Source organism: Psychrobacter sp. 5A.1 (assembly GCF_030407455.1).
Classification (GTDB): Bacteria; Pseudomonadota; Gammaproteobacteria; order Pseudomonadales; family Moraxellaceae; genus Psychrobacter.
Window position 1 is genome coordinate 1 of sequence record NZ_JASDDJ010000081.1, and the last position, 12,196, is coordinate 12,196.

Consider the following 12,196-nt stretch of genomic DNA (forward strand, 5'->3'; position numbering starts at 1 on the left):
ATACTAACCTATGGAGCTGTATTTAGATTTACTTTTGGGGTTACAAGTTCTGTAGGAATTGGTTTGGTTCTTTTATTCGTAACAAAAATATTAGGCTGCTTGACTTAACAAACCCCGATATTAATAGCGTCACCCAAGAAAAGTGAATTTCGTACTCCAGCCCTTTACACTGTATAGAGAATAGCATATAGAGCTTTTCCGACTTGTCAGAGCAAGATTTTTCTATGGTATATGCAGATATTGATGATATTTTAAACACCATAATTTTGAGGGACTTACCACCTAATAAGTTATAGTTTCAATAAGAACTTGACCTACTTTAGCGTTAACTATTTCTAGTATCGATCTCAATTTTCAGCATAGCTCAAACTGACTACATCAGTATATTTATACCGACTCTAATGCTTGCTGGCATGCTTGAGCTAAATAAGGGTCAACACTGTCCTGTTTGAGCAGCCATTTAATATAGCCAGTACCTTCAGAGCTCGCAGCTAAATCTGCAATAGCCTCACCCTTATGCTTACCAAAACTTAAGTGTGTGGGTATACGTGCCATTTGACTAAACTCATATAAGTTCTCCACATCACTTATCTCATGACCTTGACTGTTAGCCATATCAATCAGACTACCAAGCACTAGCTCAGTGAAGTAGATGTCAGCAATGGCAGCATGCGCGTTCTTTGCTTGAGCGCGCGCTATATCACGGTGGAAGTGATAGAGAAGGGATACTAGCTTATGGCTCTCAAGCGTAGGAAGGAGAAAGTTAGCCATCGCATTGGTACAAATTAACTTAGGCTCATGGGTCACGCCAGCATTTTTGAGAACGGCCATGTCAAAATCAATATTGTGGCCAATTAAATACTTAACACTACTAGGTAGTCTGAAGTTTGTATGAGGTGGTTCATCCGCCACATCCTCATCACAAATGTGTGATATCGCCATAGAACCTAAGCTGATTTCTTTTAGGGGATTAAAGCGCTTCGCTCTTGGCGCTTGTAACACAGTCACCTTGCCATTAATGATATCAACGATAGAGTAGGCCGCTTCAGTCATGTGCGGTTCAATCAGCCCTGTGGTTTCTGTGTCGAGTATATATGTGGTCATAATTGGCCTTAGTAGTACTTAATTTGATATGAGATATTTACTTTTTACGAGCTTATCTAATTTATCAGTACTGTATTAGCTACTAGTGATATCTTGCTTCACCTTATGCTACCTTCAGTCGGAATATCATAGCTGTTACTCAATGACTTTCAGCTTATTGACTTCAGTTACTATCATATCTATTGTCGAATGAACCTCTGCAATCGTAGTCATTCGTCCGACACAAATTCTAAAGGCGCATTCGGCGACTTCCTTTGCTACACCCATCGACTTCATGATAGGCGAGTATTCACGATTTAAACCATCACAAGCAGATCCAAGCGAAAAAGCAATATTTGGTTGTACGTTGTTAAGAAGTTGCATACTATCAATATTTTCAATCGCTAAGTATAAGTTACCAGGATGGCGATCATCTAAGTCGCCAAACACTTGGATTGCAAGAGCTTGATTCAAACCATTTAGTAAAGTATCTCTTAGTTCTGTCAATCGTAAAATCTCCGCTTCTTTACTTTCATCTAATACTCTAGCTGCTTCGGCAAATCCAACGATGAGCGGCACAGGTAACGTGCCAGCACGAAGTCCAGCTTGTTGACCACCACCAGAAATTATGGGCATAAACTCAGGATTCTGAAGATGCTTTGAGTACAAGAGACCAATACCTGATGGCCCATATATTTTATGAGCAGATAGTGTGAGAAAGTCCACTTCCAAATCGTGACAGGCGATATTCATATAACCCGCTTGTGACGCATCGACATGTAACATCACATTATAATGCTGGCACAGCTCAGCAACTTGATAGATAGGCTGGTTTGTTCCTATAACGCCATTGGTCATAGTGCAAGAAACCCACAGAACATTATTCTGCTCAAGTTTATTCTTCATATCTTGTAGATAAATAACACCTTCTGATGTAACTTCTAAATAAACCAAATTAAGATTATATTTATCAGCGATTATTTCTAACGGGTTTAAGACGGATTTATGTTCTAAATGACTAGTTAGGATAGTATCTGCTTGCGGGCTTATTTGTTTGGCAATGGGAATGCCTGAATAGATAGCTAAGTTGTTCGCTTCAGTGGCACCTGAGGTAAACAAGAGGTCTTCCTCAAAGCAGTCATATATATCAGCGAATGTCATGAGGCTATCACTGACTAATGTTTGTTTTTTCCAACCAAACGAGTGTCCTTCTGAATGAGGGTTGCCAGGCTGAGACCATACGCTTTGCATAGCTTTAATAACTGATATATCGCATGGAGTATGTGAATTATAGTCTAAGTATATGTTTTTCATAATATTTTCATTATTTATTTATATGGGGCAGTCTTTAAGATGAAAAGACTAGAATCTGATTACATAAAGATAGTAACATGATATACTCTTGCATTGGAGAGTTGTTCCAATGCAGAAAACAACTAGACAAGTTTATTATAATTTATATGGATTGATTGATATTTATGCGTTACTTTGCATCTTTGATAGATAATATAAAACCAACTCTTTCAGGCCATGATACCTTCCCACTGAGATATGGCTGGTTAAAAAAAGTTCATGATCAAATTGCAATACAGTCGGAATCTGAAGAGATCGAAAACATATTCTCTCAAAATACAGCTATTGCTGACTTTGGTGTTGGTAAAAATATGTTGAATGCTATGCGGTTTTGGTCAACACAGACGGCTATGATTATCAGAGATAACAGCGCTTATTATAATACACAGCCTACTACGATAATTGATGAAATTTCGAAAGACGGTAATGTAGACGCAACTAAACAACTCAACTCTTTTTATAACGCTGAAAATATTTTTTCTGATCATGGTTTGGATCCTTATCTAGAATCGCCTTCAACCATTTGGCTATTGCATTTGTGCCTTGTCACAAACCCTAATTTAATGACCTATTATTGGCTGTTCAATATCAATACGAAATCAGAGTTAAGCCGCGAAGAATTTGCTCGCTTATTAAAAGAGTTTTTTAAAGACCATGGCCTATCTACTCCTTCAGATTCAACAATAAAAAAAGATATTGAATGCTTGATTCAAAATTACACAACGAAAACTCGTAAAGCGACTGATGATTTTGAAAATGTATTAGAAGGCCCACTAGTAGAGCTTGGGCTATTGACCCGTGTTAATAAACAAAACATTAGAGCGCTACGAGGTGAGAAGAACTCTTTGACACTGCATGTTTTTGTTTATGGATTAATTAACTGTTGGCAGATTCATAATGGGGCAGCTGATACCTTGTCGCTAGAGATGTGCACTTATGACGAATGCTCTCCAGGTCGGGTATTCATGTTGGATGAAGATGCGATTATAGATTATGCAGAGCAATTACAAGACTCTAAATATTCGCTGGCTTGGACTCAGTCTGCTGGGATTCGCCAATTTCAAATAACTGATGGTAGTAGTCTTGATGCCATTTTTGAGCAATGCGTAGAAAATATCCGAAATGAAGACTATAGCCACTAATAGATCCTGAAAAATATTTAATCACCATATTTTTAATAAATTAATTATAGAGTTATAAATAGTCATGAATAATAGCCCTAACTTAGATAACTACCTTATTGACCACATCGAGCGGAACCAATATTTTCAGCGGTCTATCAATATCTATGCTGATAGCAACGACAAAGGTCCTATCAGTAACTTTTACTGTACTGCTTCCTATGAACAAATTCTAATGAATATGATTAGTCATATAAAGGGTGGACAGACAGCGTTTACTTGGACAGGCCCTTTTGGATCTGGCAAATCTAGTTTGGCTTTATTTCTACAGGGCTTAGTAAGTCATGATAAAGAGATTGTTGAAATCGCATCTTCTAAGTTAAGCAAAAAAAATAAGACTGCTATTGTTAAACACTTTAACTCGGAAGGCCAACAATGGAAAACGCTTAACCTAACAGGTCAGACGATAGCGCCAGAGCGGATATTTAGAGATGCACTCGGATTACCCTCAGGTGCAGATGCAAAGGAGATTTTAGAGGCATTAGATAGCTATATCGATGATGAACAACGCCTTATTATTTTTATTGACGAGCTAGGTAAGGTGTTTGATGGTGCGGCTAAGAGTCATCGTCCAGATGATATTTATTTTCTACAACAGCTTGCTGAGTTTGTGAATAGAACTAGTGGAAGAATACTTCTAATAGGCATGTTGCATCAATCTTTTACAGCTTACGCGCGCCAAGCGACTGCTAAAACGCATAATGAGTGGATGAAGATTCAGGGTAGGTTTGTTGATTTTGCCATTACATTATCAGTTGAAGAGCAGATCTATCTGATTGGTCAAGTCATCAATATAACGAATGAACAGTTAGAAGAGCACAAAGACAACGCTGAATTTACTGCCCAAATTCAGTCGCTAGTGGCTAATATTACTAACTACCGCCAAACCAGCTCTGAGAGTTTAACCCAGCTGTTAAGTGATGTATTTCCTCTACATCCGCTTGTGGCAATTTTGCTATGCAAGTTGTCTCAAAAGAACTTTGGGCAAAATCAGCGTAGCATCTTTTCTTTCTTAATGTCTTCCGAACCGAACGGTTTTGGCTATTATCTGAAAAATACTAAGTTAGAAGAGTTTGCCTTATTTAAGCCCCATCAGTTCTGGGATTATCTAGATAGTAATTTAAATAACGCTATTATTGCCTCTGAGTACAGTAAACAATGGCTACTCTCTCAAGCAGCAGTCAACCGTTATGAAGGACTTGATGACGAGGCAGCCGTTAAGTTAATTAAAATAATTGCTTTGATTAGTATTTTCGCAGATGGTACAGGAGTGCACGCGAGTCCTGAGCTATTACAGACACTATTAGACATAGATAAAGATCAGCTAAATGATCTTATAAAGTCTTTAGAGTCTGCATCCATTATATTTTATAGTAAATTTAAACAATCTTATGTTCTTAGTGAAGGCAGCGACTTTAACCTAAACGATGCGGTGAGAGAACAGATTCAGGATCTTGACTCGCTACCATTTGAGCAATTAGAACAGTTTGAGCCTATCGTTGCAAAGAAACATTATCAACTCACGGGTAGCCTGCGTTGGATGGAAGTTAAGCTACTTCCCGTTACCGATGGATTAGAAGAAGTACTTGCGAGTCTACAAGATGGTATAAATGCATCATTAGTTGGATACTTCTGCCTATTAATACCAAAAAATGATGAAGAAGTATTATTGGCAACAGAGATTTGCAAAAAAATAGACAGCTCTGATCAATTCAATAACTTAGTTGTCGCGGTCTTAGATAGTCATACGATTATCATCGATATGTTGAAAGATAAAATTGCACTTAGTAATATTTTAAAAAACGAAGAAAGATTGCTAAACGATAAGATTGCAAGGCAAGAGACAGAAGGGCGTCTGGTTGAGATAGAAGATGCTTTAAATACCTTGCTTGACAAGAGTTTGAATGCATCGAAATGGTATAGCAAACATTTAGCAAGCCCTGAAACCCAGTTGAATAGATTCAAGCTTTCAGCACTTGCATCAACCATCGCCGATAAGCAAGTTACCCAAAACTTCATATGTAATAATGAGCTGGTTAATCGTAATAAACCCTCACCTAGCGCTAAAGGCGCTATCCGTGAATTGCTTAAACGTATGATTGAACGTAGTGAAGAGGCAAGCTTAGGAATTGATAAGTTTCCACCTGAAAAGGGCGTATATGAGTCGGTTATTGTCAAAAATGGTTTGCATAAAGCAGATAGCGAGGGTAATTATTATTTTTCTAAGCCTGATGATATGCAGTTACAGGCCATCTGGAAGTGTGCCGATAACATCATTGCTGAGGCTAAAGGGGATCTAGTTACTGCTAAGGAAATCTACGAAGCCTGGCAGGCACCTCCTTATGGCGTGAAAGCAGGACTTCATGAAATCCTATACATTGCCTACATATTATCGCGTCACAGTGACTTAGCTAATTATATCAATGGTGAATATAAGCCTTCGGTCCAATACTTATTGGCTGAGTACCTGATAAAAGTCCCTGCTGATGTAGGTGTAAGAGAGGTATCTTTCTTAGAGGGCGTCCAATCGTGGATTCATGTTTTAAGAGACAGGTTGCAAGAAGAGTTCGGCGCTCGTCTAAATACTCAGATTGAGGATGAACCACTACCGATTGCTCAAGCATTAGTTAGTATTTTCTATGGTTTGCATCCATGGATTCAGCGTACTAATACCTTATCACCTAAAACTAAGCAGCTGCGCGATATTTTGAAAAAAGCAAATGATCCTAATCAACTGCTCTTTGATGATTTGCCTAAGTTTTTTAACGCAACAGATGATGATGATGCAAAAGTAGAAAAAATAATTGAAGGTCTACAAGAGTTAGATAAGGTTTATCCAGATCTAGTGTCTGAGATAAATATGGGACTACAGAATTATCTTAAAATAAAAGAAGACAGTGTTAACCCTTATACTGAAATCAATAAACGCTCAGAAGCATTATTTGGCAAGTCCGGTGATTATTTGTTAGATGCGTTTATAGCTAGACTTGTTAAATACGATGGCTCTATGAACGATGCTGAAAGTTTAATCAGTTTGCTGGCGGGTAATAAGCCCTCTAAGAAGTGGATCGACCAAGATATCATCAAGGCGCAACAGCGTATTGCGACGTATGGGTTTCAGTTTTTAGAAGCAGAGGTCAACGCTGATGTGAATGCCAGTCCAGATAGACAAAAAGTCGGGGTGATTACGAAGTCTCCTAATGCAACGACCAGCCGAGTAAGAGAAGCGCACATCACCTCTAAAAATATCGAGCCTATCAATAAAAAGGTAGAAGAAATTACAAACTCTCTAAAAGCAAGTCAATTCGATATGAATGATAGAATTGCTGTCATTGCGAAGCTCTTAGAAGCTCTAAATGAAGAAGATGCTGAAAAGGAAGAATCTTAAATGTCGAAAATAAAGCACGTATTAGGTATATCAGGTGGTAAAGATAGTGCAGCATTGGCTATTTATATGCGTGATAATTACCCAGATTTAGAGATTGAGTACTTCTTTACCGATACTGGCAAAGAGCTTGATGAAGTGTATGAGTATCTCTCTTATTTAGAAGGGTACTTAGGTAAACCTGTACAACACATCAATCCTGATAGAGATTTTGACTTTTGGCTAACTCAGCATAATGATTACTTGCCATCGCCCCAGGCTCGCTGGTGTACCATCAAAATGAAGCTAAAGCCGTTTCAAGACTGGGTACAGGGCTTTTTAGATGAGGGCTATGAGGTACACTCATATGTCGCTATTCGTTCAGATGAGCCATACCGTACTGGTTATGACTCCAGTGATGAAAAACTGGTTATTAAACTGCCTTTCAGAGAAGACGGAATTGATAAGCCGGGCGTTATGGATATCTTAGAAAACTCTGGAGTAGGGCTACCGTCATATTATGAGTGGCGTACTCGTAGTGGGTGTACCTTCTGCTTTTTCCAGCGTAAGATAGAATGGGTAGGGTTATTAGAGCGCCATCCTGAAGCTTTTAAAGAGGCTATGGCTTATGAGAAGGAAGCACTAGCTAACCAAACCCCCTTTACTTGGTCTGAACGTGAATCCCTAGAAGAGCTTAGTCGTCCTGAACGCATCGCTGAAATTAAAGCAGATCATGACAAGCGACTTGCTAAAATGAAGAAGCGAATTAAGGTTAATCCGCTTAGACCTGATGGTGAGCCTGAGTTAGATATGGATGATATTTATGGTCAAGGCAAAATGTGTGTGATGTGTCATAAGTAGAAATTATCTACAAGTACATGATTATTCTAGGAAAAATACTTGGCTATAATTTGGTCTCTTGACCTTAATAATCTCGTTTTCATAGAACTCTAAATACGATGTAAAGTTTTGCAAAAATATTTTGACTTCTCTTCTATACGGGGAGAAGTCATCTAATATATGGTTATGCAAATAGGCTGTTATAGCACCAAAGCTAGCAGACTTACTTTCTTGTAATGATATAAACCGATGAATAAATTTAAATACGTTTGATTGCTTAAACTTGGTTTTGTCTGAGGGAGTTGTACCGAACATCGTTTGATCATGAACTATATCTTTCTCACTATACTTTGATAAGTCAAATGGATTGCTCTTTGGGAAGTCTTCAATAAATAGTCCTAACAACTCTTCTTTAGGCTTTAAATCAACTGTTTCCCATTCATCAGGTATATTATTTAATGACGTAGTATTAATCAATGCAAGCTCTTTTTGCATTTTCTCGATATCATTGATATTTATTTGTACACACTGAGCAAGATAATTATCAATTTGAGACAAGTCTGAACTTGATAGTTGACAGCTATAGTTAAGTTCAAAATTTGGATAATGGGAGAAACCTAAGCCATTTGCAGTTAAATTTGAGCTGCCAATAACAGCGTCTTTCGAGTCAAATATATAAATTTTAGCGTGTAATTTATAATCAATAAAGCAACTAACCCCTTTAGAAATTAACTGCTTTAGTACATTAAGATCACAGCTGCCTCCTATACAGTCAGATGGTCTACACCTAATGTATAAGCTTATATTTTTTTCAAAATCATTTTCTTTAAAGACTTCAAGTATAGAACCAGTTAGAAAGGCACTAATAAAGCATATTGAATTGGCTTGCTCTATTAGTGTCTGTAAAACTTTAGTAATGGACCTAGTATCTATAATATGATTATCTTGAACTATAGGTAAACTAGTAATCTTCTTCATCGCTTAAATATCCATCTAACATTACACCCCATTGTTGACGAGATAACTCATATCTCCTTCTGACAGCTTCTGTTGGTGCTTCTTTTTCCATTCTACCCCAAGCAGCTAAGCACAGTTTCAAGAGCATTTGGTCTCTTTCTGTGGCTTTTGACATGAAGTTCCGGTAGAAGTTATGTTCAGTATTAATTTGTATCAGCGTGAATCCTTGAATGATAGAAATATCAAACAACATCGTTTGCGGACCATCTCTTTCATCAAACTTTACAATAATATTATTTTCTATCACATCTTTAATAAGCTGATTTAACTCAATTTCATTGTAGTTTTTTTCGCTTAACACTTCTTTCATGTCTTCAGGGTTAGGTTTGTCCTCATCACCTGCTGTAGGATGTTCGTTTGCACGTTGTTGTTCCGCATTCGTTGCTCTAACCGTTGCTAAATCAGTATTATCAGGAGCTTCAGACTTTTTATCTCTACCATAAGATATTTTCTTCTTATCTAACTCACTATAAACCTCAAAAGCTTTTTCTATATCAGAAAGACACTGTAATAAAAGCGCATAATCCGGATCACTCTGTTTTATGACTTCGATGACTTTAGATTCATCTACATCTTCTTGTAGAGCTATTTCTGGTAAATTAGGAGGCTGGATTTTGGTAGCACTTTGCTTATTATTAGTTACACCAAAAAACTTATCTAAACTAGGTGAGAAATGAATTTCAACGCCAATATATCTATCTTTCTGATAGTTATCCTTAATTTTAAAATCTCTTTTTAAATCCAATTCTCTGCCAGACCGAATGATAGAAAGGCCTATATTGGAAGCAAATTGCCTTCCAACATCTGTACTGCCAATTTTTGCGTTTGTTTGCTCAGTCATTTTATTAGCAAAGTCTTTTTTTATAGAGGACGTCCTAATAATATAAGAACCTTTTGTACCATCTGATAGAGTAATATCTTTTTTACTTAGATTTTCATCTGCATTAATATCGAATAAAGACTGTCCTTTAAAATCATCAGGGAAATCTTTCATTTCCTCTACAACAGTCCCTTGCATCAAATACATTGGGTCATTTGCTTTAAAGTTAACAGATTCCTCTAGTTCATAGGATTGAGTTGAATGATTATATAAGTAATTCTCAAAAACAATACGAACCCTTTTGTTCTCATTTTTATGTTGCAGCATATATCGATACATACGCCCAATAAGATTTTGCGTATGTTTAAGTAGAGTCGCAGATGTTTTCCAATGCAATCTATCAAGCTCAGACCATGCGATGACTGTACCAGATGTAGGTATAGCACCTTTATATGCATCTGCAAGCTTGCTGTCGAGTTTACGTGTTACTGGATAAGGAATCGCTTCTTGCTCACCGCTTTTTATTTTATCAACATCTAGATAAGTGTAAAAAGGTTGATTACCTTCTATCCAGCTCCAAACTTCAGTTTTTTTACACTGGGATATACTTGAGTTTGGTAATCCCATACCGAATTTACCCATACCTTCAGGGTCTTCTTTATTTTTTGAAGCCCCAAACTCTAGAGACATATATAGTGTTTTTTCATCCATGCCATAACCATCATCTAATATAGCTATTTTTTGGATACGTCTGCGACTAGTAGAATTAATCTGCTCGTAAGCTTCAAAGCAGACAAAGCGTACAACTTTAGCTCCAGCTTGAATACTGTTGTCAATAAGTTCAGCTAGTGCATAAGCTGTATTTTTATATCCATTATCACGCATTGACTCAATCACTTGAGAAGGACGTACATACGGATGTTGCTCTAAATTCATAACTAATCCTTATTTTTTAGACTTCCAACTGGTGTCCCAGTATTTAAAAGCGTTATACATATTGTTGAATTGTTTGTCTTCATCTTTCACAGTGTAGATACGACAATTTTTACTTCCGCCACTTTTGGGACCACGCATAGCACGTCCCGCCATTTGCAAGTATTGTATTAGGGACGATGTAGGCCTGGTGATAAAAACGGAATTAGTACAAGGTGCATCGAAACCAGCAGTTAAGACGCCATAATTAATTAGAACTCTTATCTCCTGATTTTTATAGCGTTGTATAGCCACACTGCGTTGATAAGAGTCAGTTTTACCTATAATAACTTTGGATTTTACTCCTGCGTTATTTAATAGGATTTCTAGTCTTTTAGCATGGTTAACGTTTAAAGCGAACACGATGCCTTGGTTCAGAGCTCCAGGCCTCTCTTCTATTTCAGGGTGAGGTGCATTTATCTCTGCAATCACTGTACTTATGATTTCATCATTACGTAGATCACTATCAGCAAGATAGTTTAATAGTTTGCTATCTTTTTCGAAATCACTATGCATTCTAAATACAGTTTCACTATTATCATAGTTAATAGGTAGTATTGTGTAGTTAGATAAGAATTTTTCCTCGATGAGATATTCAATTATTGATACGTAGCCATCAATAATTGGTGTAACCTTATTATTGCTAAACAATTCACTTAATTGCTGGTTCTCTTCGTCGTCCTCACTGTTTATATATGTTTTCCTACCTGGAGTTGCGCTCAGGCCTAGTAAGAAGCAGTTAACTCCTGCTTTTTCTATAATATCTAAAATAATATCTTTATAAGTGGAAGCTAGTGCTTTGTGAGCTTCATCAAATATCACTAAACCTACGTTTTTTTTAAAGTGATCAAGGATGAGTTTGGCACTTGCTTTATCTGATGATTCTTGAGAGCGAAACTTCTGTAATCCAGCAACAATAAAACCTTCATTAATACCACTAAGCGAGAGCTCCGAGCTACTATAGAATGCAAAACTTCCCATTCCTCTATTACCTATACTTTGCCAAGCTATGTTAAATTCGTTACGTGCTTGTTCACACAGCTCTACAGTGTCTGCAAACCAAATGACACTTTTGTGAGTATTATCCCTTAAGTACTCGCAAATAAAATTAATGGCTGTGCGAGTTTTTCCGGCGCCAGTAGGTAAATGAAGTAAAGCTCTGTGCTCTTTATTATCATATAGATGCCATAAATCGGAAGTACAGCTTTGCTGGTATTTACGAATAGGATATTTGGGCTCAATACGTCTGACAGCGTCAAATTTAGAGTTCTGGGTTAGTTCTTTAGTAGTAGAGTAAAAGCCTAAAATCTGACTTAACTGAGCTATATTTCTTTTAAAGTACTCTGTTACAGCTAGATATTTATTGCTTTCCAATACTTCAATACCAAAGTGGTTAATAAGGTTTTGTAAAGAGGGTAATGATTGCTTGCTAATGACTAGCTCAATAAAGGATAGTTTTTTATCTGAATCTTCCGCTAAAATTTCATCAATTTTTGTCAAAATTAATGCATGGTAATCTATAGGGATCTTCTTCTCCTCCAACTCTTCAATAATTAATCTTGTTTC

At 37.1% G+C, this 12,196-nt stretch carries 8 protein-coding genes; 3 read left to right on the forward strand and 5 right to left on the reverse strand.

Features of this window, described 5'->3' with window-relative positions; all coding sequences use genetic code 11:
- Positions 1-387: 387 nt before the first annotated feature.
- Entirely contained in the window at positions 388-1,104 is a 717-nt protein-coding gene (locus tag QL982_RS13205) for a 3'-5' exonuclease (protein WP_201540363.1), read from the reverse strand.
- 135 nt (positions 1,105-1,239) lie between these two features.
- The gene (locus tag QL982_RS13210) at positions 1,240-2,397 is read right to left on the reverse strand and encodes an aminotransferase class V-fold PLP-dependent enzyme (protein WP_201540364.1); all 1,158 of its coding nucleotides are present in this window, start codon (positions 2,395-2,397) and stop codon (positions 1,240-1,242) included.
- A 164-nt stretch (positions 2,398-2,561) separates the two neighbouring features.
- On the opposite strand from QL982_RS13210, the gene QL982_RS13215 reads away from it, so the two are divergent.
- The 3 genes from QL982_RS13215 to QL982_RS13225 all read left to right on the forward strand — a co-directional run bounded on the left by QL982_RS13215 (position 2,562) and on the right by QL982_RS13225 (position 7,842).
- Positions 2,562-3,578: a DUF4007 family protein gene (locus tag QL982_RS13215; protein ID WP_201540365.1), complete on the forward strand. Its 1,017-nt coding sequence runs from the start codon at positions 2,562-2,564 to the stop codon at positions 3,576-3,578.
- A 64-nt stretch (positions 3,579-3,642) separates the two neighbouring features.
- Positions 3,643-7,005, forward strand: a complete 3,363-nt coding sequence (locus QL982_RS13220; RefSeq protein ID WP_290190381.1) for a hypothetical protein — start codon at positions 3,643-3,645, stop codon at positions 7,003-7,005.
- On the forward strand, positions 7,006-7,842 hold the full coding sequence (locus tag QL982_RS13225; RefSeq protein ID WP_201540367.1) for a phosphoadenosine phosphosulfate reductase family protein: 837 nt from the start codon (positions 7,006-7,008) through the stop codon (positions 7,840-7,842).
- A gap of 21 nt (positions 7,843-7,863) precedes the next feature.
- Here the strand turns inward: QL982_RS13225 and QL982_RS13230 are convergent, their stop codons facing one another.
- The 3 genes from QL982_RS13230 to QL982_RS13240 form a co-directional block, all read right to left on the reverse strand.
- Complete coding sequence (locus tag QL982_RS13230) at positions 7,864-8,799, reverse strand: phospholipase D family protein (RefSeq protein WP_201540368.1); 936 nt, start codon at positions 8,797-8,799, stop codon at positions 7,864-7,866.
- Positions 8,783-10,594 (reverse strand): ATP-binding protein, encoded by a 1,812-nt coding sequence (locus QL982_RS13235; RefSeq protein WP_290190382.1) that lies wholly within the window; start codon positions 10,592-10,594, stop codon positions 8,783-8,785. Before QL982_RS13235 ends, QL982_RS13230 begins: the two co-directional genes overlap by 17 nt.
- A gap of 9 nt (positions 10,595-10,603) precedes the next feature.
- A partial coding sequence (locus QL982_RS13240) for a DEAD/DEAH box helicase (protein ID WP_290190383.1) occupies positions 10,604-12,196 on the reverse strand: 1,593 nt, incomplete at its 5' end.

What these genes read in the sequence shown, in the direction of transcription:
- QL982_RS13205 (WP_201540363.1), bottom strand. Translation starts at nt 1,104, where the DNA reads ATGACCACATATATACTCGACACAGAAACCACAGGGCTGATTGAACCG.
- QL982_RS13210 (WP_201540364.1), bottom strand. Translation starts at nt 2,397, where the DNA reads ATGAAAAACATATACTTAGACTATAATTCACATACTCCATGCGATATA.
- QL982_RS13215 (WP_201540365.1), top strand. Translation starts at nt 2,562, where the DNA reads ATGCGTTACTTTGCATCTTTGATAGATAATATAAAACCAACTCTTTCA.
- QL982_RS13220 (WP_290190381.1), top strand. Translation starts at nt 3,643, where the DNA reads ATGAATAATAGCCCTAACTTAGATAACTACCTTATTGACCACATCGAG.
- QL982_RS13225 (WP_201540367.1), top strand. Translation starts at nt 7,006, where the DNA reads ATGTCGAAAATAAAGCACGTATTAGGTATATCAGGTGGTAAAGATAGT.
- QL982_RS13230 (WP_201540368.1), bottom strand. Translation starts at nt 8,799, where the DNA reads ATGAAGAAGATTACTAGTTTACCTATAGTTCAAGATAATCATATTATA.
- QL982_RS13235 (WP_290190382.1), bottom strand. Translation starts at nt 10,594, where the DNA reads ATGAATTTAGAGCAACATCCGTATGTACGTCCTTCTCAAGTGATTGAG.